Origin of the sequence: Marinomonas aquimarina, from assembly GCF_900089755.1 — a bacterium.
GTDB lineage: Bacteria > Pseudomonadota > Gammaproteobacteria > Pseudomonadales > Marinomonadaceae > Marinomonas > Marinomonas aquimarina.
Map to the genome: position 1 here is coordinate 39892 of NZ_FLOC01000002.1, position 25222 is coordinate 65113.

The 25222-nt window shown below is 48.1% G+C and carries 21 protein-coding genes; 12 read left to right on the forward strand and 9 right to left on the reverse strand.

The window, feature by feature from the left end; translation table 11 throughout:
* Positions 1-24 precede the first annotated feature (24 nt).
* The 3 genes from pheA to gyrA form a co-directional block, all read right to left on the reverse strand.
* Complete coding sequence (gene pheA / locus MAQ5080_RS02230; protein ID WP_067205455.1) at positions 25-1146, reverse strand: prephenate dehydratase; 1122 nt, start codon at positions 1144-1146, stop codon at positions 25-27.
* Positions 1147-1168: 22 nt separating this feature from the next.
* Positions 1169-2251, reverse strand: a complete 1083-nt coding sequence (gene serC, locus MAQ5080_RS02235) for a 3-phosphoserine/phosphohydroxythreonine transaminase (RefSeq protein WP_067205452.1) — start codon at positions 2249-2251, stop codon at positions 1169-1171.
* Between the two features lie 72 nt (positions 2252-2323).
* The gene (gene gyrA / locus MAQ5080_RS02240; protein WP_067205449.1) at positions 2324-5011 is read right to left on the reverse strand and encodes a DNA gyrase subunit A; all 2688 of its coding nucleotides are present in this window, start codon (positions 5009-5011) and stop codon (positions 2324-2326) included.
* 337 nt (positions 5012-5348) lie between these two features.
* On the opposite strand from gyrA, the gene ubiG reads away from it, so the two are divergent.
* The 3 genes from ubiG to MAQ5080_RS02255 all read left to right on the forward strand — a co-directional run bounded on the left by ubiG (position 5349) and on the right by MAQ5080_RS02255 (position 9732).
* Positions 5349-6077, forward strand: coding sequence for a bifunctional 2-polyprenyl-6-hydroxyphenol methylase/3-demethylubiquinol 3-O-methyltransferase UbiG (gene ubiG, locus MAQ5080_RS02245; RefSeq protein WP_067205446.1), 729 nt, complete (start codon positions 5349-5351; stop codon positions 6075-6077).
* Positions 6078-6087: 10 nt separating this feature from the next.
* The gene (locus tag MAQ5080_RS02250; RefSeq protein ID WP_067205443.1) at positions 6088-6834 is read left to right on the forward strand and encodes a YciK family oxidoreductase; all 747 of its coding nucleotides are present in this window, start codon (positions 6088-6090) and stop codon (positions 6832-6834) included.
* 141 nt (positions 6835-6975) lie between these two features.
* A complete protein-coding gene (locus MAQ5080_RS02255) occupies positions 6976-9732 on the forward strand; it encodes an insulinase family protein (protein ID WP_197464547.1) in 2757 nt (918 codons plus the stop codon).
* A 24-nt stretch (positions 9733-9756) separates the two neighbouring features.
* On the opposite strand, the gene MAQ5080_RS02260 is transcribed toward MAQ5080_RS02255, so the two are convergent.
* Positions 9757-10356, reverse strand: a complete 600-nt coding sequence (locus MAQ5080_RS02260; protein ID WP_067205438.1) for a hypothetical protein — start codon at positions 10354-10356, stop codon at positions 9757-9759.
* A gap of 97 nt (positions 10357-10453) precedes the next feature.
* Entirely contained in the window at positions 10454-11656 is a 1203-nt protein-coding gene (fabV, locus tag MAQ5080_RS02265; protein WP_067205435.1) for an enoyl-ACP reductase FabV, read from the reverse strand.
* A gap of 143 nt (positions 11657-11799) precedes the next feature.
* Here fabV and MAQ5080_RS02270 point away from each other — a divergent pair, with 143 nt between their 5' ends.
* Positions 11800-13041, forward strand: a complete 1242-nt coding sequence (locus tag MAQ5080_RS02270) for a glycosyltransferase family 4 protein (RefSeq protein ID WP_067205432.1) — start codon at positions 11800-11802, stop codon at positions 13039-13041.
* Here the strand turns inward: MAQ5080_RS02270 and MAQ5080_RS02275 are convergent.
* From MAQ5080_RS02275 to MAQ5080_RS02285, 3 genes are read right to left on the reverse strand one after another with little or no spacing between them, the layout of a single operon-like run.
* On the reverse strand, positions 13038-13253 hold the full coding sequence (locus MAQ5080_RS02275) for a DUF1289 domain-containing protein (RefSeq protein ID WP_067205429.1): 216 nt from the start codon (positions 13251-13253) through the stop codon (positions 13038-13040). The genes MAQ5080_RS02270 and MAQ5080_RS02275 overlap by 4 nt on opposite strands.
* A 1-nt stretch (position 13254) precedes the next feature.
* A complete protein-coding gene (locus MAQ5080_RS02280; protein WP_067205600.1) occupies positions 13255-13449 on the reverse strand; it encodes an oxidoreductase-like domain-containing protein in 195 nt (64 codons plus the stop codon).
* 54 nt (positions 13450-13503) lie between these two features.
* Entirely contained in the window at positions 13504-14220 is a 717-nt protein-coding gene (locus MAQ5080_RS02285) for a YebC/PmpR family DNA-binding transcriptional regulator (RefSeq protein WP_067205426.1), read from the reverse strand.
* A gap of 265 nt (positions 14221-14485) precedes the next feature.
* Here MAQ5080_RS02285 and MAQ5080_RS02290 point away from each other — a divergent pair, with 265 nt between their 5' ends.
* The 8 genes from MAQ5080_RS02290 (at position 14486) to MAQ5080_RS02325 (ending at position 23582) form a co-directional block, all read left to right on the forward strand.
* Entirely contained in the window at positions 14486-16270 is a 1785-nt protein-coding gene (locus MAQ5080_RS02290) for a SulP family inorganic anion transporter (RefSeq protein WP_067205423.1), read from the forward strand.
* 118 nt (positions 16271-16388) lie between these two features.
* Complete coding sequence (locus MAQ5080_RS02295; protein ID WP_067205421.1) at positions 16389-17795, forward strand: ATP-binding protein; 1407 nt, start codon at positions 16389-16391, stop codon at positions 17793-17795.
* A 16-nt stretch (positions 17796-17811) separates the two neighbouring features.
* Complete coding sequence (locus MAQ5080_RS02300) at positions 17812-18489, forward strand: response regulator (protein WP_067205418.1); 678 nt, start codon at positions 17812-17814, stop codon at positions 18487-18489.
* A gap of 49 nt (positions 18490-18538) precedes the next feature.
* Positions 18539-19489: an AEC family transporter gene (locus MAQ5080_RS02305; protein ID WP_067205416.1), complete on the forward strand. Its 951-nt coding sequence runs from the start codon at positions 18539-18541 to the stop codon at positions 19487-19489.
* Between the two features lie 94 nt (positions 19490-19583).
* Positions 19584-20459: a hypothetical protein gene (locus MAQ5080_RS02310; RefSeq protein ID WP_067205413.1), complete on the forward strand. Its 876-nt coding sequence runs from the start codon at positions 19584-19586 to the stop codon at positions 20457-20459.
* A 13-nt stretch (positions 20460-20472) separates the two neighbouring features.
* On the forward strand, positions 20473-21006 hold the full coding sequence (fldB, locus tag MAQ5080_RS02315; protein WP_067205411.1) for a flavodoxin FldB: 534 nt from the start codon (positions 20473-20475) through the stop codon (positions 21004-21006).
* Between the two features lie 216 nt (positions 21007-21222).
* Positions 21223-21537: a DUF3301 domain-containing protein gene (locus MAQ5080_RS02320; RefSeq protein WP_067205408.1), complete on the forward strand. Its 315-nt coding sequence runs from the start codon at positions 21223-21225 to the stop codon at positions 21535-21537.
* A gap of 155 nt (positions 21538-21692) precedes the next feature.
* Entirely contained in the window at positions 21693-23582 is a 1890-nt protein-coding gene (locus MAQ5080_RS02325) for a methyl-accepting chemotaxis protein (protein WP_067205405.1), read from the forward strand.
* Positions 23583-23649: 67 nt separating this feature from the next.
* Here the strand turns inward: MAQ5080_RS02325 and gltX are convergent, their stop codons facing one another.
* Positions 23650-25131, reverse strand: a complete 1482-nt coding sequence (gene gltX / locus MAQ5080_RS02330) for a glutamate--tRNA ligase (RefSeq protein WP_067205402.1) — start codon at positions 25129-25131, stop codon at positions 23650-23652.
* Between the last annotated feature and the right edge of the window lie 91 nt (positions 25132-25222).

The following is a 25222-nucleotide window of genomic DNA, read 5'->3' on the forward strand; positions in this document are numbered from 1 at the left end:
CTTATGACCGAATATAGTTAGCGCTTACAGCACTGCCACTGGGTAAGAACCCAGCACTTTCACTTCGGAGGCACGCTCACGCAACTCTTCGATCACAGCTTTGCAAGCCTCCTCTTCACAATGACCCCAGAAGTCGATGTAGAACACGTAACCCCATTTACTGATCAAAGAAGGGCGTGTTTCAAGGCGCGTCATGTCCACACCGTGACGCTCGAATGACTCAAGCAAACGGTAAAGAGCACCCGGCTCGTTCTTCGCACTCACCAACAGTGACGTCTTATCTTTACCACTTGGCGGTGTTTTCTCATTACCGATAATCAAGAAACGCGTTGTGTTTTCTGGGTGGTCCTCAATGTTGGCCGACACTACCTCTAGGTCGTACAACTGGCTGGCAATCTCACCGGCAATGGCCGCAACCGCTTTGCCATTTCTACCTGCTTCGGCCGCAAGACGCGCACCTTCTGCATTGGAGCTGACTGCGACACGTTCAGCGTGGGGCCAGTAACGATCCAACCAAGCACGACATTGCGCCAGTGACTGCTGATGAGAGTAGATGTGCGTCACATCATCTGGATTAATGTTTGGCGCCACCAATAGGTTATGGTGGATACGCACTTCTACTTCGCCACAGATTTTCAAACGTGAGCCACGGAAACTGTCTAAGGTATGATTGACCACACCTTCAGTGGAGTTTTCCACTGGCACCACACCATAGTTCGCCGCGCCCGACTCTACTTCACGGAACACCTCATCAATCGCCGCCATCGGCGCACTGACGATGGATTGGCCAAAGTGCTTCAACGCCGCCTGCTGGGTAAAGGTCCCTTCAGGGCCTAGAAAAGCAATGCGCATCGGACGCTCCAGCGCCAAGCAAGAAGACATCACCTGACGGAAGATCTTGGCCATTTCTTCATTGCCTAATGGACCTTTATTGCGCTCCATTACGCGGCGTAACACCTGAGCTTCACGCTCCGGACGATAAAACACGACCTGCTGATCACCTTGCTCGGCAAGCTTTACTTCCGCCACCTTTTGCGCACATTCTGCGCGCTCATTAATCAAGTCTTGAATCTGTGCGTCGATCGCGTCAATTCGATCACGAAGCATTGGCAGCGTAATCGGAGTAGTATCGTTTTTAGTCGTCATAGAGCGTGTATCCTAGTTACAATTAGCCGTAGCGTTTCTCGAATGCCTGCATGAAATCAATCAATGCTTGAACCCCTGCAAGAGGCATTGCATTGTAAATACTTGCACGCATCCCCCCCACGGAACGATGTCCCGCCAAGGTGCGAAGCCCAGCTTCTTCAGACTCTTTTAGGAAAGTCTTTTCAAGAGATTCGTCTGCCAAAACAAATGGCACATTCATACGTGAACGGTAACGAACATCAATCGGGGTGGAATAAAAGTCACTGTTATCGATTGCCTGATAGAGCAATTCAGCTTTCTGAATATTTACTTGCTCCATCGCCGAGACGCCCCCTTGGGCATCAAGCCACTCAAACACCAAGTCAGCTAAGTAAATCGCAAACGTTGGTGGCGTATTGACCATGGAATCGTTTTTAGCAAGGTTTTCAAAAGACCAAACACTGGGCAGCGCATCATTGTTACTGCGGGCCAACAGATCTTTACGAATAATATTGATCACCACCCCTGCCGGCCCAATGTTCTTTTGCGCACCGGCATAGATCATACCGTACTGAGACACATCAATTGGGCGAGAAAGAATGGTAGAAGACAAATCCGCCACGATTGGCAAATTCGTCTCTGGCAAATCCGCAAACTCTAGACCACCAATGGTTTCATTGGGCGTCAGGTGCAGGTAAGCCGCTGTTTCATCTAGGTTTAAGGTTGAGAAATCAGGAACCGTGGTGTAGTTCACATCTTTTGAGGAGCCCGCCAGTACGACGTTGGTGTACTTTTTCGCTTCTTTAAGCGCCTTCGTCGACCAAGCTCCCGTATCTAGGTAACAGGCCGACTCAAAGCCATGGCTTAGATTGGCTGGAATCTGGGCAAAGGAGGCTGAAGCGCCACCTTGAGTGAAGATAATGTCGTAGTCATCAGGAATATTCAGAAGTTGAGAGAGTCGCGCCTTAGCGGACGCTAAGATCGACATAAACTCTTCACTACGATGACTCATTTCCATCACTGACACACCCTTACCGTGCCAATCAAGAAGTTCTGCTTGCGCTTTTGCTAATACAGCCTCTGGGAGCGCGGCGGGACCAGAACAAAAGTTGTAAACTCGGCTCATTCTGCCTTAAACCTCATTTAAAAGTGTGTCTTACAAGACAAAAGAAGGCGCACTCAAGGTGCGCCTAGGATTTTATTCTTCCGAGCTTGGGGGAGTGCTCGTCAGTTCATCCGTTGCTTCTGGCTGCTCTACGTCCGTCTCTACCGTTTCGATATCGACCTCCGCATCATCGTCTTCCACAACACGTTCAACACCGACCAAACGTTCATCATTTGCTAGACGAATCAAGGTCACACCTTGCGTATTTCGACCCTGGCATGAAATCTCAGAAACGCGGGTACGCACCAGTGTGCCCATATCGGTAATCAAGATCACTTCGTCCGACTCTTCAACTTGCGTCGCGCCCCTCACAGGACCGTTACGCTCGGACACTTGAATACCTATGACACCCTGACCACCACGACCGTAAACTGGGAATTCACTGATCATGGTGCGCTTACCGTAGCCATTTTCACAAGCCATCAGTACCGCGGTTTCTTGCTCTGCACTAGGCACAATCAAAGACACCACTTTGGCCTCTTCGGCTAGCTTGATACCACGCACACCGGCCGCCGTTCGACCCATAGCACGCACGTCCGTTTCTTTGAAGCGGATCGTCTTACCAGAGCTAGACACCAGCATAATGTCGTCGTTACCAGATGTCTGAGCCACACCAACCAGTGCATCGGTCTCATCCAATTTCAACGCGATCAAGCCGCTTGAACGAGGACGTGCAAAATGCTCCATGGCGGTTTTCTTAACCGTACCATTCGCCGTTGCCATAAAAATGTAGCTGCTTGCAGCGATCTCTTCGCCATCTTCTAGCTCTACATCGACATCACTGTCGGCATCTGTTTTCTCAGGTGCAGTCAACGGCAACAGCGCTGAAATGTGCTCGCCTTCTGCCAATGGCAATAGGTTCACAATTGGGCGACCTTTCGAGGCACGGCTACCCACAGGGATTTCAAATACGCGCAACCAGTAAACTTTACCGAAGTTACTGAACAGCATCACGGTATCATGACTGCTGGTCACCAATAGGTGACTGATGTGGTCTTCGTCTTTCATACCCGAAGCAGACTTACCACGACCACCACGACGCTGTGCTTTGTACTCTTCTAACGGCTGTGTCTTGGCATAACCGGTATCAGAAATGGTCACTACCATTGGCGCTTCGTCGATCAAATCAGCAATGGTTAGATCCTGCTTAGACGTTAGAATTTCTGTGCGACGCGCATCGCCAAACTGATCGCGGGCTTCTTCGAGCTCTTCACGAATCACTTCCATTAGACGATCAGGGTTGCCAAGGATTTCTAACAACTCAGCGATCAAATCAATCAAAGATTTGTATTCGCCCAGCAATTTCTCATGCTCAAGACCGGTTAGACGGTGCAAACGCAGATCCAAGATTGCTTGCGCTTGCTCAGGAGAAAGGTTGTAAACACCATTATTGAAACCGTACGCCGCATCGAGGTCGTCAGGACGACAAGCATCTGCACCGGCACGCTCAAGCATGGCCATAACATTGCCAGGCTCCCAGGTTTCAGAAATCAGTTTTTCTTTTGCTTCAGCGGCCGTTGGTGACTGACGAATCAACTCAATCACACGATCGATGTTTGCCAGTGCCACGGCTAGACCTTCAAGAACGTGACCACGTTCACGGGCTTTACGCAATTCAAAAATCGTACGACGCGTCACCACTTCACGGCGGTGCTTCACAAAGCACTCAAGCACTTGTTTTAGGTTCAACAACTCTGGACGACCATCAACCAAGGCCACCATGTTGATACCAAAAACAGACTGTAGCTGAGTCTGCGTGAAAATATTGTTCACCACGACATCTGGGTTTTCACCACGACGCAGCTCAATTACGATGCGCATACCATCTTTATCAGATTCGTCGCGCAGCTCGCTAATGCCTTCTAATTTCTTTTCTTTTACCAACTCAGCGATTTTCTCAATCACTTTTGCTTTGTTTAGCTGGTAAGGAATTTCGGTAAAGACGATCGCTTGGCGATTGCCTTTTTCCATGTCTTCCACATGGTGGCGGGCGCGCATGTAGATACGGCCACGACCAGTCTTGTAGGCTTCAACAATGCCTGCACGACCATTAATAAAAGCGCCTGTTGGGAAATCAGGACCTGGGATGTACTCCATCAATTCATCGATGGTCACCTCAGGGTTATCGATCACGTTTAAACAGCCATCGATGACTTCACCTAGGTTATGGGGTGGAATATTGGTTGCCATACCAACCGCGATACCCGCGGAACCGTTTACCAGCAAACCTGGGATACGAGTTGGCAACACTTCCGGCATAAACTCAGTACCATCGTAGTTGGGTACGAAGTCTACCGTTTCCTTTTCCAAATCCATCAACATATGATGCGACATGCGCGCCATACGAATCTCGGTATAACGCATTGCTGCTGCGCTGTCGCCGTCAACTGAACCAAAGTTACCTTGGCCGTCAACTAGCATGTAACGCATAGAGAATGGCTGCGCCATGCGGACGATGGTTTCGTATACAGCAGAGTCACCATGAGGGTGATATTTACCGATCACATCACCGACGATACGCGCCGATTTTTTGTAGGGCTTATTCCAATCGTTCTTCAGTTCGTTCATCGCGTATAGCACACGACGGTGAACCGGTTTCAAACCATCTCGAACATCAGGCAAGGCACGCCCAACGATTACGCTCATGGCGTAATCAAGATAAGAACCTTTCAGCTCATCTTCGATACTGACGGGAATAATTTCTTTGGCTAATTCACCCATAGATACTACCGTTCCTTATGTTTGGAGCGAGATAACATGACAACTGCTCCGGCCATCTTTTTGTAAGCGCGGCATTATAACACAAGCAAATCGCGAACACCCATCATCTATCACGCTTTTATTTTCTAGCAGCAGGCGCCAAACCACCTGTACAAAAAACCGCCAACCTCTTGGTGCGGATCAAATTTCACCAAAAAGCGACACACCAATGCAGTTCCCAGTTTGTCGCCACCCACAGAAACGCTATAATGCACTGATCCACATAGCGGCGATCGCTCGAATAATAGGAATTGACCTAATCGTTAATGCAGTAGCCACGATACAATAGGAATAAGAGATGACCTCAAACCAACACAACACCACCAACGTAGATTTAGATGAAGTTGCTAAATTTGAAGCGCTAGCAAGCCGCTGGTGGGACAAAAACAGTGAGTTCAAACCTCTTCACGACATCAACCCACTTCGAGCAAATTACATCAACGAACGCGCCTCTCTAGACGGCAAAAAAGCCATTGATGTAGGCTGCGGCGGCGGTATTTTATCGGAAGCGTTGGCGCAAATGGGCGCAACCGTCAAAGGCATCGACATGGGCGAAGCGCCACTTGCAGTCGCCAAACTTCACTTAGAAGAAAGCGGCCTTGAAATTGATTACGAGCGCATCACCGCCGAAGAGATCGCCGAACGTGAAGCCGAGCAATACGATGTGGTTACCTGCCTTGAAATGCTTGAGCACGTGCCAGATCCAGCATCTGTCATCAAAGCCTGCATGAAACTTTGTAAGCCAGGCGGTCACGTTTTCTTCTCCACCATCAACCGCAACCCCAAGGCCTACCTGTTTGCCATTGTAGGTGCCGAATACGTACTCAAGATGCTACCTAAAGGTACGCATGATTACGCCAAGTTCATTCAACCGGCAGAGCTTAGCAACTTTGCTCGCCAAGCGGGCCTTGATGTCACGCACATGACCGGCATGACCTATAATCCACTTACTAAGGTCTACAAACTGAATGACCGTGATGTGTCTGTGAACTACCTGATGCACACGCAAAAGCCGACACAAAACTAGGAGGTCAACGATGCTGGATTACCAAGCGCCGAGCGATCTATTAAAGGACAAAGTTATCCTAGTCACTGGAGCCGGAGACGGCATTGGCAAACAAGCGGCATTAAGTTACGCCGCTTGTGGTGCTACCGTGATTTTACTGGGACGCACCACCAAGAAACTGGAAGAGGTCTACGACCAAATCGAGAACTTGGGCTACCCCCAAGCCGCGATTGTGCCGCTAAACTTAGATACGGCCGTTGAGCACGATTACATCGAGCTGGCCAATACCATAGAAACGGAATTTGGCCGCCTAGATGGCATTTTACACAACGCTAGCCAACTGGGTGATCGCACCCCATTAGCGAACTTTGAACCCAGTACCTTTGAGCAAGTCATGCGCGTCAACGTGACCGCCGCCTTCTTGCTTAACCAAGCCTTAATCCCGTTACTGCAAAAGGCGCCAAAGGCCTCGATTATCTTCACCAGCTCCAGTGTTGGCCGAAAAGCCAAAGCCTACTGGGGCGCCTACGCCGTCTCTAAATTTGCCACTGAGGCTATGATGCAGCTGCTGGCAGATGAACTGGAAAACATTTCCAACATTCGTGTCAACGCCATTAACCCTGGCGCAACGCGAACCAATATGCGTGCCCACGCCTATCCTGCCGAAGACCCTAACACACTGAAAACCCCAGAACAGATTATGCCTCTGTACCTCTACCTGATGGGCGATGACAGTGAAAAAGTGAATGGTCAGTCACTTGATGCACAAATCAAATAGGTAAAGGGCTTGCACTGAATCATGGGAACAGGCTAATCTGTGCCCATGATTAAATTTCGACCAACTTTTCGCACCCCACTGATGGCGCAAATTGTATTAATTTGCACCATGTTCGTTAGCATCCCAGCTGTAGCTACTCCCATGAAACTTATCTCAGGCAAAGGTCAATCTGACCAACACGATTACGCACACCTGACACTGGAGAACGGACTCACCGTTATTCTGGTCTCGGACCCCATGGCGGAGCGCTCGGCAGCATCTTTGGCTATCAAAGCAGGCAGCTACCACGATCCTGAACAACATCTTGGCCTAGCCCACCTGCTTGAGCACATGCTATTTTTGGGCACTGAAAAGTACCCTGAGGCAGGCGCTTATCAAGAGTTTATTCGCCAAAGTGGCGGCTCACACAATGCTTACACCAGCACCCAGATTACCAATTACTATTTCGACACCCTGCCGGCGTCGTACCTAGAGGCACTGGACCGCTTCGCACAATTCTTTATTGCGCCTACGCTTGATCCACAATACATCGAGCGCGAAATCAGTGTGGTCGATTCCGAATACCGTGCCAAACTGGATGACGAAGGCCGTCGCAGTAACGAAGCCTTTAAAACACTCTACTCAGACAAGCACCCTGCTAGCCGCTTTACCGTGGGCAACCAGGACACCCTTGGCAATGTTCCTGCGGAGCAACTACAGGACATGTTGCTTGGCTTTTATCACCGTTATTACACGCCAGAGAACATGGCACTCACCTTGGTTGCGAATCAGCCTTTAGCGACCTTGGCCGAATACGCCCGCGATTACTTTGCTGCGGTACCCGCACGCCCTAGTGTCGAACAAGAACTGTTCGCCCCTATGATTGATCAAGGCGGCGCGGTACAGGTATTCAAAACGAACACCGAGCAGAATGTCGTTAAGTTCTCTTTTCGAATTCCAAGCCAACTGCAGAACTATGCCACTCAGCCAGCACGCTATTTATCCTACGTTTTAGGTGATGAATCAGAGAACTCTTTGTTTGCCAACCTAAAACAGCAACACTGGGTTCAGGCGCTACATGCCGGCACGAATCATGACGATGGTCAGCAGGCGTTTTTCACAATTTCTATGACGCTTACTGAAGACGGTGTGGCACACCGTACAGAGGTCCTTGAGCAACTGTTCAAAACCATTGATAACCTGCAGCAAACACCTATCTCCGAGCAGTATCTAGCAGAAACTCAAACCCTAAGCCTGCTTAACTTTGAGTACCATGATTACATTCAGCCGGTGAGATTGTCACAAATCCTAGCCAGTCGTGCGCTCGACATCCCCGCCGAGCAACTAATGCGCAGCTTTCACATTGCAGAGCATGCCAGCAAACAGGACATCCGTAACCTGTTAGGCGCCCTACAACATGACAACCTCATCATTCAATGGCTAAGCCATCAGCACTTCCCATCGGAGTGGCTTGAAGGCGAGATCGATTGGTCCCATGAGCCACTTTACGATAGCCAATATGCCAACGCGGACATTGCCTTTGATAGTCGCGAGTTGGTGGCACAAAGCACACTGTCATCTGAGTTTGGCCTACCTCATGCCAACCCATTTATGCCAGAGAGTCTTGCCTTAATTGAGCAGCGCACACACGCTGAGCCAAGCATTATCGATTCGAAAAAAGGCTTTGATTTTTGGTATAAACCCAACACGCAATTCGACAAGCCAAGCGGCATGATCTTTGGCTACTTTGGTTTCTTAAAGAACCCAGATAACCGCGATCGCTTGTTGCTACAACTTTGGGCACGCTTATTCAATGACGCCGCTGGCGAAAGCACCTACCAACCTTATATGGCTGGCCTTGGCTATCAGCTATACGCCCACAGTAACGGTTTGACGCTGCGCACCAACGGCTACAACGATAAGCAAAGCGACTACTTTTATGGCTTAGTTGAACAGATCATGTCTTTCCGCGCCTCGAGCAAACGCCTAGATATTGCCAAGCAGGAAGTCTTAAAAGGCCTCAACAACCTTGAAAGCCAACCGCCTTATGCGTTAGCACGACACTACTTTAGCCAGACGGCGATTAAAGGCAATGCACCGGTGGAAGTACTGCAGAGTTTGATCGCTGAGATCACCTTAGAAGATGTGAACGCTTTTATCGATCAACATGTACAACGCTTTCAGTACGTCGGCTACATGACAGGCAATTTCAGCGAAGCCGATGCCCAGCAATTGTCAGCAAAGCTGAACGACAAGGTGGATTCATGCCTGCATAATCACCCTTACCGTAATGTGGAGCTAAAGAATTTCCGCTCGCAAAAAAACTATCTGTACAACTTCGATACTCGCAGTGGCGACAGCACCGTACTGTACAGCTTGATTGCCACCGACAATAACGATGCCACCTACACTCAGCGCGCCTATGTTCGTGTCTTAGCCCAGCTACTCGGGGCCAAGTTCTATAACGAATTCCGCACTGAAAAACAGTATGGCTACATCGTGGCGGTGACCAATCAAACGATTGAAAAGACGCCCGCTATTGGGTTCTTGGTGCAATCGCCAAATACCAGCACACAAGTACTGGTCAATGAGATTGAGCGCTTTATCCAAGACACCAAGTGGGGTAATGAGGATGTCAGCGACCAAGAGTTTGAACAAGCACGTCAAGCGGTGTTGGCAGCTTACATGAAACAGCCTACCAACCTTAAAGAAGAAGCCTTGGAAGAGTGGCCACACATTGTGGCGCCAGAACATAACTCCAATGATCGCAAGCAATGGGTGGCAGCGTTAGAGCAACTTAACAAAGCCGAGTTTTTGGAGTTTATGCGTGAGAAGGTAGAGCAGAACCAAGCGGCGCGCCTCTTGATCACTAATGATTGGAATAACTCTGAAAGCTGGACGGCCTTGAACATTGAGTAGCCGCCAGCGATAGGCTAACGGCCCCTAACCACCAATGAGCTGTTCTAGTTTCTGCTCATTGGTGAGTTCGGCCTGATTGACCGGTTCTGACTCAGGCGCTTGAGGCGCAGCATCAGAAGGTTGAACACGATTACCTGGCACAACTTCCGTAAACTCCCCTTCATCCAGTGATGCATTTTCTTCAGGATAAAGCTCAGCTTGATCTTCCTCGAGCTTTTCCTTCTGATCCCCAAAAATACCAATTTCAGGCATCATACTGAGACGCTTTTGCTGGATTTCTTCTGGAATGTGACCAGTGAACAACACGGTAAACGGGGAATCCTTGGTACGCTGATTGACCTCGCGGTAGATTTCCTGCTCGCGCTTGGCGATCGCCGATTCTTCTAGGTAAGACAATTTACTGGGATTGGCGGACACCACCATGTTAGCCAATATACTATTCTTGGGCTGCTGCGCAGGAATAATGGTGACATCCTCAGGGGAACTAAGCACCACTTGATGCTGACCACTAAAAATCTGATCGCCGTACATGACCTCTACAGGTTCCACGCGGATCGTTTGCGCATACAGCGTGGCGCTGGTGAGAGACAGTAAACTAACAGTCGTGATTTTATTCCAAAACATTCAAGTGCTCCTAAGACTCCCACCACTATAGAAGAATCTTTAGACAAAAAAAAGGAGACCAATGGTCTCCTTTTATATCGTCCTGTAAACGAATGTCTTAAAGTGTAATGACGTCGAACTCAACCTGAGGGTCAACTTCAGCTTCGTAATCGACACCGTCAACACCAAAACCAAACAGTTTCAAGAACTCATCTTTGTAAAGTTGGTAGTCTGTTTCAGCAAATAGGTTTGCGTCAGTAATTTGTGGCCATAGATCACGACAAGCTTGCTGTACGTCTTCACGTAATTCCCAGTCGTCGAGACGTAGACGGTTGCTGTCATCGACCAATTCCGCTGGGTTATTGTCGTTGTACAAACGCTCAGCAAACATGCGGTAAATTTGGTCCATACAACCTTCGTGCAGACCTTTTTCACGCATCACTTTGAATACCATAGATAGGTAAAGTGGCATAACAGGGATCGCTGAAGACGCTTGCGTGACAACCGACTTAAGTACCGCAACGTTGGCACCGCCACCTTGTTTCGCCAGCTCAGAGTTAATCGCTTGTGAAGCGCGATCCAAGTCTTCTTTCGCTTTACCTAGGGCACCGTGCCAGTAGATTGGCCAAGTGATGTCAGAACCGATGTAAGAGTAAGCAACGGTACGCGCACCTTCCGCCAGCACGCCGGCTTCAGACAGCGCAGACATCCATAGCTCCCAGTCTTGACCACCCATAACGGTGACAGTCTGATCCACTTCTTCCTGCGTCGCTGGTTCGATTTCAGCGTCGATGATGACATCGCGGTTAGTATCGATTGCTGTTGAGCGGTATGGTTCGCCAATTGGTTTTAGCACTGAGCGAATCACTTCACCAGACTCAGGCATTTTGCGAACAGGAGAAGCCAGAGAGTAAACCACTAGGTCGATTTCACCTAGGTCTTCTTTGATCAGCTCAATCACCTTGTCGCGCGCTTCATTAGAGAAAGCGTCGCCGTTGATGCTTTTCGCGTAAAGGCCTGCTTCGTGGGCAGCTTTATCAAATGCCGCCGCATTGTACCAACCCGCTGTACCAGGCTTCTTCTCAGTCGCTGGCTTCTCAAAGAATACACCGATGGTTGCTGCGCCTGAACCAAACGCCGCTGCGATACGAGAAGAAAGGCCGTAACCGCTTGATGAACCAATCACCAATACTTTTTTCGGGCCATTTTTGATTTCGCCGTTAGCTTTCGTTTTAGCAATCTGGTCTAAAACGTTTTTCTCACAACCTGTTGGGTGAGTTGTCGTACAAATAAATCCACGAATTTTCGGCTTAATGATCATAGTTAAGTCTCAACGTCATGTTTCCATAGCATGTTGCTGCGTCCTATCGATGGGCAACAACACAAAGTTGGCGCCCATGATACAATACCCTGCAATACTTGTCCCTTTTCTTTATTTCTCTGTAGATCAATCACTCACCTGCTATGAATATTTTAATTATTGGTTACGTCTGGCCCGAGCCAAACTCTTCTGCGGCCGGCAGCCGCATGATGCAACTTATCAAAACGTTTCGCGCCCAAGACTGGCAGGTTGAGTTTGCCTCCCCAGCCCAGCTCAGCGAACACATGGAAGATTTATCCCAATATGGCGTGAGCACAGCGGCCATCGAGCTCAATAGCGATAGCTTTAATGAGTATGTGGCGGCATTGCAACCAGATATGGTGCTATTTGATCGTTTTATGATGGAAGAGCAATTTGGCTGGCGTGTGGAAAAGTATGCTCCCGAAGCTCTGCGCGTATTAAACACGGAAGACCTACATTCTTTGCGTGATGCACGACACCAAGCGGTAAAACAAAACCGTACCTTTGCGCAAGCTGATATGTACAGCGACCTAGGAGTGCGTGAAATTGCATCGATTTATCGGAGCGATCTGACCCTGATGATCTCGGAATATGAAACAGAGCTGTTGCAAAACTCGTTTAATGTGCCCGATACCCATGTAATGCACCTGCCTTTCATGTTGGACACCGATACACTGAGCGCCAAGCCGTTCGAGGAGCGCCAAGACTTTGTCATCATCGGTAACTTCCGCCACGCACCTAACTGGGATGCGGTGCTGCAGTTAAAGCAGGTGTATTGGCCCAAAATCCGCAAACTGCTACCTGAAGCCAAACTCAATATTTACGGCGCCTACCCGCCCCCTAAAGCCACTCAGCTGCACAATGAAAAAGAAGGCTTCCTTATCAAAGGCTGGGCTGACAATGCCTTTGAGGTGATTGAAAACGCGCGCATTATGCTCAGCCCGATTCGCTTCGGTGCTGGCATCAAAGGCAAGCTAGTGGAAGCTATGCAAGTGGGCACACCGAGCATTACCACTTCAGTCGGGGCCGAAGCCATGCATGGTGCTATGCCTTGGAATGGGGTTGTGAGTGACGAGGTGGAGGAGTTTGTGAACGCTGCCGCTAGCCTTTATCAAGACCAAAACAGCTTTGAGCTGATGCAGAAAAATGGCCACGCCATCATCCAGCAGCGCTATGAAAAAAACCAATGGCAAGAAAAGCTGGTCACGCGCTTAAAGGTTCAGCAGCAGTTAAAAGGCCGCTTACGGGAAAACTTTTTCTTGGGCAAGTTAGTGCGCCATCACTCGATGAAAAGCACTCAGTATATGTCCCAGTGGATCACCTTAAAAAATGGCCAAGCGGCTAGCAGCGAAACACAAGATTAATTTACCAAGCCGTTTTCACTTTCACGCTGGTGGACTTTTTTCATGACCGCCAGCTGCTCTTCTCGCGTCATTTTCCCCCAACGACTGATTTCTTGCCCCGTGCGGTAACACCCTACACAAACGTTCTCTTCATTCAACTCACAGATATTGATACAGGGTGAACGTACCGCCTTTTGCTTTGCGGAAGCTTTCTTTCGGTTGGTGTTTTTCATCTTAATTCTCGTTATTAGAATCCGACTCAGGAGTCGCGTCAGACAAGGCCTTTTGCTGAGCATTCCAGTCTCGTAATGCTTCGTAGTAAGTATCCCAAACGCATGGCTCACAGCCACTTTCACAGCATTCCCAATCTTCTGGTGGGCTTGGCTTGTTATTCATATGAGGCCCCTTAAAACAAAAAATCCCTCGCATCACAGGCCATGCTGACACAGCATCACCCAATACGAGGGATTTCGCGACGAACGATTAGAATTCAGCGTTGTGGTAAACGCGTTGCACGTCGTCTAGGTCGTTTAATAGATCAAGGAAGCGTTCGAACTGTTCAACATCTTCACCTGAAATTTCAGTGGTCATTTGTGGGATGAATTGGATTTCATCCACATCAAAGTCCACTTCACCGAACGCATCGATGATGGCTTGACGTGCTTTACCGTATTCCGTGTTTGGTGTGAACACAGATACTTTGCCGTCTTCTGACTCAATATCAGACACATCAACATCTGCTTCTAATAGAGCTTCCATCACTGCATCTTCGTCTTCTGAAGCGAACACGAAAATCGCAGAGTGGTCGAACATGTGCGACACGCTGCCTTGCGTACCGATTTTGCTCTTAACTTTGTTGAAACAAGTACGAACATCACCGAAAGTACGGTTTGGGTTATCAGACAGGCAGTCAACGATTACCATTGTGTTGCCTGGGCCAAAACCTTCGTAACGTGCGGTATCAAAGTCTTCACCGCCGCCACCTTTGGCTTTGTCGAGGGCTTTATCGATAACGTGCGTTGGTACTTGGTCCTTTTTAGCGCGTTCGATCATGCTACGCAGTGCTAGGTTTCCGGCAGGGTCAACACCACCTGATTTCGCACATACATAAATTTCACGTCCGTACTTACTGTAAACCTTGGCTTTTTGATCCGAGGTTTTCGCCATGGACTCTTTTCGGTTCTGAAAGGCTCTGCCCATTAGATATTCCTACTCTTTTAAGTCGTTTAGAAAGCGGAAATTCTAACGCTAAGTGCCCCCTTAGGAAACTCCCCTAGCTCTATTTCAAGCATATTTACCTTGTTTAGTTCACCATTTTGTCCTAACAAGCCTCTACAATAGCCCCTCAAAGAAACTTTCAATGAAAGCTGATCTTAGAGAATGGTTCATGGTATGATATCTTTTATTAAACGAACGTTTAATAAAAATGTTTTTTTAGCGTCAACATTAGTAATGGAGATTCGCGATGTCACAAACCCTGCATAAATGGTTGCCTTGGCTTACTTTTGTCAACAGCTCAACGGTAAAGGCAGACTTTATTGCAGGAATTACGTGCGCCTCCATGTCGATCCCCCAAGGGATCGCCTTTGCTGCCATTGCTGGTTTACCGGCAGAGTATGGCTTTTACAGCGCCATTGTGGCGCCCATCATTGCCGTACTGTTTGGCTCCTCATGGCATATGGTGTGTGGCCCAGCCACGGCTATCTCTGCCCTGCTGTTCTCTTCCTTGTCTGGCCTGTACGCACCAGGCTCGGCAGAGTTTATTCAGGCGGCTCTCGCGATCACTTTTTTAGCGGGACTGATTCAGCTGGCACTGGGGCTCGCCAAACTGGGCAACCTGACTAACTTTGTCTCCCATGCGGTGATGGTTGGCTTTATCACCGGGGCTGCATTTTTAATCATGCTAAGCCAAGTACAGCATGCTTTAACTGCTGACTTGCCCCGACCAGAGAACCTGCTGAGCTTTATCAATGCCTTGCTCCATGTTGGTCCACAGATCAACCTGTATTCGCTGTCCATCTGTGGCGTCACCATCGTCTCGGCCATGGTGATTCGGCAACTCTCCAAGAAGCTGCCGCATTATCTATTAGCTCTGATCGTAGGCAGTGTGTTTGGTTACTTTATGCAAGCTGGTACTCACGGTGTGCCATTAGTCGGCGAATTGAGCGAAGCCATCCCCCCCTTTGCTCTGATTGAGTTGTCTGGGGATACCTTGAGAGAGCTCGCCCCGGGGGCCGTGGTACTGGCATTGATCGGCCTACTTGAGGCAGCATCTATTTCAAAAGCCATTGCCTTAAAGACCCATCAAGAAATCGACACCAACCGCGAATTCATTGGCCAAGGCATGTCCAATGTGGTCGGCAGCTTGTTCTCTAATTATATGAGCTCAGGCTCCTTTACCCGCAGCGGTATCAATGTCGAAGCCGGCGCCAGCACGCCACTGGCGATCATCTTCTCGAGTGTCTTTTTGCTACTGATTTTAAGCTTGATTGCGCCCCTGTTCTCACACTTGCCGATTCCCGCTATGGCCGGGATCATAATGTTAGTGGGCTGGCGCCTAATCGAGTTTAAAGAACTGCTGCACTACGCCAAAACCAGTCGCGCTGAAATCAGCATCGCCTTAGTAACATTACTAAGCACCATAGGTATCAGCCTTGAATTCGGAATCTTGGTGGGTGTTGGTTTAAGCTTGGCGCTGTTTTTAAATCAAACCGCCAAACCCAATGTGCGTATTTTGGCACCGATGGATACCAATGAAGGGCGCTATTTCCATAACATCATGCATTTCGATTTGGAAACCTGTCCGCAAATTCACTTTATTCGTCTCGATGGACCTTTGTATTTTGGCTCCGTAGACTATATGGCCAAACAATTCCAAAACATTGAGCAGGAACTGCCGCACAAAGACCATTGGGTCATTTTGTGTCGTGGTTTATCGGCCATTGATATGCAAGGGGCGCACTTCTTAAAACAATTAGTCGATCAACGTCGTCAGTCACACACGCAAATCCACTTGGTGGTGCGTTACTTATGGCAACTTGATTTATTAAAACGTTTTGGCGTCCTCGATAAAGTCGGCGCAGCACACATTTACCCTGGTAAAGGGATTGCCATCGAGAAAATCGAGCGTGATATGGACATGCAGCAATGTGCACGATGCGATAAAAATGTATTTAAAGAATGCCACCAACGGAAGCAAAAAGGCTTAGCGTTAATCGCCAAGGTACCACTATCAGCTGATGGGAATTAATAGTTACTCCTCATTATTTACTAAGGTAATGAATAGTCACCATCTGGTTAACATTATACTATTATCAAACGATAGGTTAGATTTTTATGACTCTTAAAACGATGATGATCAGGGCATTATGATTGGCGCCAAAGGTTTTCAAATTCGTCACAAATTGTTCCTCGTATTTGTCTTGAGTAACATTTTGTTGATTGTCTCCATGTGGCAAGTTTTCCAATGGAGTTTTGATCGCGGCTTTGTCACGTATGCGACCGAACGGGATCGTGATTTCTTGCAGCAAATGGCAAACCGCACTGCCAATCTCTACATTTATTACGATGATTGGTATTTTTTAGTGCAAGAAAGCCGTCTTGAAAAAGAGTGGCAACAAGCCAAGCTGGAAAACATCCGCGACCTCATACCACCACCAAGTACCCCAAACTTAGACCTTATTTATCCGTCGCAATATTACCGTCAGCGTTTCTTACTCTTTAGCAAAGATAAGTTGCCTTTGATTGGGGATATTAAATTCAACGAAGCGGAAACCCATGCCGTCATGGTGGATGACAAACTGGTGGGGTATGTTGGGCTGCGCTCTATGCGGGCGCTGGTACAGGACCAAACCTTGCGTTTTGTGCGCCAACAGGGGGAAGCCTTCCTGTTGATTTCAGCCTTTATGCTGACCATCGCCGCCTTGCTGACTTGGCCGCTGGCACAATGGCTCAGCCGCCCGATTTGCACGGTGCGTCAGGCGACTAAGCAACTGGCAGCTGGTGAGTTCGAAACGCGCATTAAAATCAAAGGCACAGACGAGTTAGCGGACTTAGGCCGCGATTTTAATAACCTTGCCTCAACCCTTGAGCGCATGCGTGATGCCCGCAAAAAGTGGGTCGCAGACACCGCACATGAATTACGTACGCCGGTGGCGATTTTGCGTGGTGAAATTGAGGCCATGCAAGACGGTATCATCAAGGTCAACGATAACTCGCTCGCCTCGCTGCAACAAGAAGTGGTGCACATTGCGCGATTAATTGATGACCTGAACCAGCTATCCATGCATGATATGGGCAGCCTGAGCTACCGTATGGAAGAAGCCAACCTCAATGATATCCTTGAGCAAACCGTTTCTTCGATGCAACTACCCTACGATGAAGCGGGATTGGAATTAGAACTTGTAATTGAGAAAAAAGTACCAATTATCATTACCGGTGACGACGACCGCTTACATCAGTTGTTTGCCAACCTAATGAACAACACACTGAAATACACCAATGCACCCGGCAAACTCACGGTCACTCTAACCCGTGACGGCAAGAATGCTCTAGTGCTATTGGAAGACACGCCGCCAGGCGTCAGTGATGAAGACATTGAACACATATTTGAGCAATTTTTCCGCGTGGAAAACTCACGCAACCGTGCGACTGGCGGGCGTGGCCTTGGCCTTGCCATCTGTACGAATATTGTCGATGGACATCAAGGCTCTATTTCCGCTTACCACTCTCCATTTGGTGGGTTGGGAATACGTGTAGAATTCCCTTTAAATTGATATGGAATCGATAACTATGAGCAAAGTACTGATTGTAGAAGACGAACCAAAATTAGCTGAGTTGATGGCGGCTTATTTAGAACAAGCTGGTTACGAACACCACCATATTGATCGTGGTGACCAGGTAATTGATTATTTAAAAAATAACCAAGTAGATCTTATGCTGCTAGACCTTATGCTTCCGGGTCTAGACGGTGTTGAAGTATGTAAACAAGTTCGTCAGTTTAGCGGTATGCCAATCATTATGGTGACAGCAAAAGCTGAAGAAATTGACCGTCTAATCGGTCTTGAAATGGGCGCTGACGATTACGTATGTAAACCATTCAGCCCTCGTGAGATCGTTGCACGTGTGAAAGCTAACTTACGTCGTGTTGAACTTGACCAAACAGAAGCACCTAAGACCGATGGTTTCGATCTAGATGCGGATCGTCTACGTGCGACTTACAAAGGCGAGCTGATCGACCTAACCACGGTAGAGTTCCAGTTGCTGCAACTATTGATCAAAGAGCCAGGCCGAGTATTTGGTCGTGACTTGATCATGAAAAGCATCTACACCGATAGCCGTGTTGTCAGTGACCGCACTATCGATAGTCACATCAAGAAGCTACGTAAGAAAATCGCAGTCGTTGCACCTGAGTTAAACGTGATTCACTCTGTTTACGGCGCCGGTTACCGCTTCGAAAATAACGATTAATTTCGGTTAATCGTTACGCTTTATCTTGTTTGAAAATTAGGCAGTTCTCATGGACGACTTTTTAGCCGTAGTGGAGTTTTCGCTCTCCATTACCGCCCCGATCTTTTTGGTACTCATCGTTGGTGTGGTATTGGAAAGGATTGGAATGATTAACGACAACTTCGTCGAAGTTGCCTCGAAAGTCATCTTCAACGTAGCCATGCCTGCCTTAATTTTCATCAATATGACGCAACGCAACACAGATCCAGGCAACCACCTGCCGTTGATGCTGTACGCATTATTTGGCACCCTTGTCACCTATTTTGTCCTCGAACTTCTTGCCGCAAAGCTGATCAAGAATAAAAGTGACCGAGGCATCGTCATTCAAGGGGCATTTCGCTCCAACATGGCCATTATCGGCCTAGCATACTGTGTTAACGCCTATGGCAATGACGCCCTAGCGGTCGCTTCGGTGTATTTAGGCGGCGTTATGGTGCTTTATAACGTGCTCGCGGTGATTACCATCAATCGCTCAATGAACGCCAATAAGAGCATCGCTGACTCCCTCAAATCGATTGCAAAAAACCCCTTAATCATCGCCATTGTTATCGCTTGGGTCGCCAACCAGCTTAACCTTCAATTACCTGACATTATCACCCAAGCAGGCAGTTACTTTGCCCGTATGACATTACCCTTAGCGCTCTTATGTGCCGGCGCATCATTGCGTTTCCAAGCCCTGAAGCAAGACATTGCACCGTCTCTATTCGCCACAGTGGGTAAGTTGGTCGTGATTCCCTTTGTACTGACTTTGGGCGGCTACTTACTAGGATTTCGAGGCATTGAACTGGGCATCCTATTCCTGATGTCTTCTGCGCCCTCTGCATCAGCCGGTTACATCATGGCTCGAGCGATGAATGGTAATGCGGTATTGGCAGCGAACATCATCGTCTTAACCACCCTCTTCTCACTCCTCACCACCAGTCTTGGGGTGACCATTCTGCGCGGACTTAATCTCATTTAAAAATAATTTCACTTTTTAAATGAGAAGCACTTGCATTTAATTCTCATAGGCTTTTAAATAGTAATCATTCTCAGGATTGAACGGATGACTACTCATGATCGTACAAGCAAGCCAGCTATTTGAAGCCGACGGCATGACCGACCAACGCTACGCCTACTGGCTCTCTGGTCGTCAGCAGGTACAAAAGCCATTGCCAGAGGTTCAGCTTATTCAGCAACAGCTGCATGTATTCGAGCCGGTTACGATCCAAGAACAAGTGCAGGCAGGGGTATACATCACCTTCAATACCACTGGCTCGGCCAATAAGGTAGCGAACAGCACACCGATTCAAGTATTGCCGGTGTACGAAGCGGCTCAAGTAGACTGGGAAGTGTCCCAAGAGGCGCAGTTTAACTGGACCCAACTTTACATCAGCTGGAGCCAATTAGCGGCCATCACGGGCGAAAATCCACAACAGGTGCAAGCTTTCTTTAAACGCCGAGTGAGTAACGACACTGGTACCCCATTTAGCCTAACGTTGACCAGCGCACTGCATCACGAATTCAGTCTCTTAATGAAGCGCGACAGTAAGCAACTGGCTATAGTTGGCAAGATCTATAACATCATCTTGCAGACCCTTGAACATGTACAAATCCAGCATCACATTAGCCAATGCGACGACTGCCAGAAGAAGCTTTATGCCAGTCAAAACGCCCTGGAAGCAGAGCCATTTAACAGCACTGATGCGTTGGCAAAACAAGTCGGCCTAACACAAACCGCACTCGAGTTAGGTTTCAGTGTGATCACTGGCATGAGCATTGGAGAATACCAAATTGAAGTGGCCTTTCGACGTGCACTGGCACAGCCACATACAGGACAGTCTTTGGTAAATCGCTTGACCGCGGACACCGGCTGGACCCAACAAGACATTGAAAAAGCCTGCCTTAAGCGTTTTGGGGTGATGAGTCACCAGCTTGGCAGTATGCAGTAACATCGAGGATATTATGAGCAACACCATTGGCCTATTTTATGGCACGGACACGTCTAACACGGAAATGATTGGACAAAAAATTCAGCAACAGTTTGCCGAGCTCGGTGACAGCGTTGAGCTGCACGATGTTAAAGACAGCGACATCCAAACCATGCTCGATTACGAGTTTTTGATTCTCGGCATCCCCACTTGGGACTTTGGCGGGATTCAGAGCGATTGGGAAGACATTGGTGACGCCCTGTCTGAGCTCGACCTCAGTGGCAAAACCATTGCACTTTACGGTCTGGGCGACCAGTTTGGTTACGGTGATTACTTCGTCGATGCCATGGGCTGGTTACACGAGAAACTAGTGAATACTGGCGCTACGTTTGTTGGCCAATGGTCGACAGAAGGCTACGATTTTGAAGCCTCGCGTGCCGTTAATGAAGATAAATCGGAATTCATCGGCCTTGCCATCGATGAAGACCAGCAATTTGACCTGACTGATCAACGAGTTGAACAGTGGGTGATACAGCTTTATGCAGAGCAGGCACTGGCAGCCGCCTAAGGTTAGATAGACTGGCTCACGACTTTGCACACGACTCGTTTGGCTTCCACTCATTCGCTGCCCCGAATGACCAAATTCGTGCAAATAGTGATTAACCAAAGGTTAATTTCTGCATAAAACGCGCTTCCCCTTTCTCTCTCCTGCTTTTGGGGAAGCGTGTTTTCTTTTTTTCCATCCTTTTGTAAGCTTGCTGAATCACTTTAATGACCAAACAGCATGAACCTTACACTTCTTGATACCACCCTTATATTTGTCGTCTTTATTTTTGTCCTGTTGATCTGGCAGCATTTTAAAGTCCGTGAATTTACTCTTAAAAGAGTCAAACAACAGTGCGCCAAGATGGAGCTACAAATGCTCGACGATTCCATCTATGGCAGTTTTTGGTGTCCGACTTTTGCCAACGGACAACTAAAAGTTCGCCGCCGCTATCGGTTTTATTTTACCGCGACGGGTGAAGGCCGTTACTTGGGAGAAATTGAAATGCTGGGCATGCAGCAAACTCGCATTTACTTTGAGCCCCATGCTTTTTAAGAGATGAGCGCCCATACGGTTACATAAAAAAACAATTCGCCCCAATATGATTCGGCTATTTACAAAAGTTACATTACGTTAAATACTCTATTGGCAAAAATGCAGATTTAAAGCTGCAAATAACTATAAGTACAAATAATCATAGGTGGATTAACATGCTGGCTAATTTAAGCTTTAGGGCCAAACTCTTAACGTTACTGATCTGTAGTATATTAGGGTTTATCATCGTAACCATTGTTGCATTAAGTGGGATGAGCGCCCAAACCTCAGCCTCGGAACGCTTTGAAGTCATGTCTAAAGTTCAAAACGACCTGTCTTCTTTAGTCATTGCCAATATGGAATTGTACGAGAAAGTCGATAACCTCGATGACCAAAGCTACGCTGGCTTCATCGAAGCATTGAATAATAACCAAGAAAACTTTTCCAATATCATTCAGCAAGATGCCAATGTCGTCGATCATGCTGAAACGGAAGCAATGCTTGCCAATATTTTAAGCTTATTAGAGCAATACTCAGGCACATTGAGTGATTTAGTGAGCTTAAACCAAACATTAGGCTTCAATGCCAACTCGGGCATGAAAGGTGAAATCACCTTATTAGGTGAAGACGTTGTTGAAAAGGTATCCTTCCTAAGCTTGGTCAAACAAGAATTCCTACCGGTTCGTGAAGCCGAAAAGAACTTTATGTTCGAGCCAACCGCTGAAAACAAACAAGTGTTTGAAGATCGCTACGAAAAATTCTACCAACGCGTGATTAACTTCGGTCTAGAAGAACGTTTCAGTGAGGTGATTAAAACCTATTACGCTAAGGTGCAAGAGTATGGCCAAACGGTTGGCAACTTAACGGCTTTGCAAAACCAATTTGATCGTATTCGCACGGAATACAACTCAAGTACCGACCAGGCCCAACAAAGCCTACGCCAAATCGTTTCCAATGCACGTCAGCAAGCCGCAGCACAATCTCAGCAAGCCAGCATCAGTGTGATTGTGGTCAGTGTGATTGTGGCAGTCATTGCCGGTTTGATGATGTTGGGCATCGGTCGCAGTGTGAATCAAACCCTAAGTCAGATCATTCGTGATCTGGGCAAGGTGAAAGGTGGTGATCTAACCGCACGCTTATCGATCAACCATAAACGCAATGATGAATTCGACTCCCTCTGTGGCTCGGTGAATGAGATGACAACTGGATTAGGCTCAGTCATTGGCGATGTAGTGTATACCACCAATGATGTCAGCAATATGGTCGGCCAATTGAACAGTGCGGTGGTCAACATTGCTGACAGTAACCGCTCCGTAAGTGAGCAAACCAACTCCCTAGCGGCAGCTACTGAGCAGATTTCCACTACCATCAGCAGTATCTCCCATACTACGGAAGAGCTGAGTGAACAGTCTAAGAATACTTATGAGTCTGCACGTGTCGGCGCCGATACCATTAAAGGCGCCCTATCGAATCTTGGTCAAACCATCGAGGTGGTCAATCAAACTGGTCGTCAGCTGAACGAATTAGGTCAGCTATCGAAAGACATCGATAATGTCATTGGTATGATCAATGATTTGGCCAACCAGACCAACCTGCTAGCGTTGAACGCCGCTATTGAGGCAGCCCGAGCGGGTGAAGCCGGTCGAGGCTTCTCTGTGGTGGCCGATGAAGTTCGCTCCTTGGCGGAGAAAACCGTGGACGCCACCGCCAAAATCACCGATATCGTGGGTACCATTCAGACCTCAACGCAGTCAGCGATTACCACCATGAACAGCGGCCAAGAGAACTTGCGCTCTATCGAAGAGTTTAGTGAAAAGGCTGAACTGGCAATTCGCGAAATCGAGCAAAATGCACGCACCAGTTCCGCTTCATCGGTGGACATGGCCCGCTCTATCCAAGAAGTAGCGAAAACCGCGGTGCATATGAGCGAAGAAATGGACCGCATCGCGCAGCAGCTGCAACGTGATAGCTCTGACATTGGTAGCATTGAAGGCAATACCCGTCATATCCATGATCAAGTATCCGCCCTTGAGAAGAAAACCAACGTGTTCACCACTCCAGCTTAGTGCCAACTCACCATAAAAAAACCGGCCATTTGGCCGGTTTTTTTATGCTCTGAAAAAGACGGGCTAATTAAAGCTCAGCGAACTCTTTTTCCCAGCGCTTGGCTTCTTTCTTAGAAGGGCCACCAACCACGTTTACCGCATGACGCAGGCGTGCACGAGTCATATCTGGGCCCAGAATACTCATCGAGTCAAACACAGACACAGACGCTGTGGTACCCGCAACCGCGACGAACAATGGGGCGAAGAAGTCTTTTGGTTTCACTTCCATTGCTTGCGCAAGGGATTTCATTTCCGCAAAGATGTTATCTTTTTCCCAAGCACGCAGTGCTTCGAGTTTCCACAGAGCAAACTGCAATGCTTTACGTAGAGTTTCTTGTTCCATCTTGATCTCAGCGAATGATTCCGCTGTTACATCTAGCTGGCCTTTGAAGAAGAAGCCCGCCACGTCAGCCACGTCCGAGAAGGTATCGATACGTGGAATGATCAACGGCAGGATAGCGTTCACGTAGTCGCTGTTTAAGCCCCACTCGGCAAATTTCTGCGCGAAATCCGCCACCGATAGATCTTCACGAATCCAAACGCCATTTAGCCACTTAAGCTTCTCAACATCAAAGACTGGACCGCCAAGCGAAACACGCTGAATATCGAAGTGTTCAATCATTTCAGACAGCGCAAATTTTTCACGCTCGTCTGGCATAGACCAGCCCATACGGCCTAGGTAGTTGATTACCGCTTCTGGCAAAAAGCCCATACGTTGGTAGTACAGGATAGACGTCGGGTTCTTACGCTTAGACAGCTTAGATTTGTCTGGGTTACGCAACAGAGGCATGTGGCATAGTGTTGGCATTTCCCAACCAAAGTATTGGTATAGCAAGATGTGTTTAGGCGCTGAGTTGATCCACTCCTCACCACGAATCACATGGGTGATCTTCATCAGGTGATCGTCCACCACGTTCGCTAGGTGGTACGTTGGTAGACCGTCTGCCTTTAGCAGAACCTGCTGGTCGATCTGCGCCCAATCGATCTCGATCGTGCCACGAAGCATGTCTTGCACCACACAAGTGCCTTCTTCTGGCACCTTCATACGAATTACGTACGGTACGCCTGCTTCTAGCTTCGCTTGCACTTCTTCTTGGGTTAGCTTAAGTGCGCGGCCATCATATTTTTGCGGCAAGCCTTGCTCTTTCTGCTCGGCACGCATTTGGTCTAGCTCTTCAGGCGTTTCAAAGGCATAAAAAGCGTGGCCTTTTTCAACGAGCTCTAGCGCGTAATCTTTGTAGATATCACCACGTTCGCTCTGACGGTAGGGACCATATGGGCCGCCCACATCTGGACCTTCGGCCCAATCCAAGCCCAACCAACGTAGGGCATCAAGGATCATTTTCTCCGATTCAGGGGTACTGCGTGTTTGGTCAGTATCTTCGATACGTAGAATAAATTCGCCGCCCATTTTCTTAGCAAAAGCCATGTTAAACAGTGCGATGTATGCAGTACCAACGTGAGGGTCGCCAGTTGGAGAAGGCGCAATACGAGTTCTTACCTCAGACATATCCTATCTCATTAATCGGGTGAATAATGGCGCATATTATATGCCTGTTGGCAGGTATCGGTAAGGGCTATTCGTGATCTTTTCTGTGTTT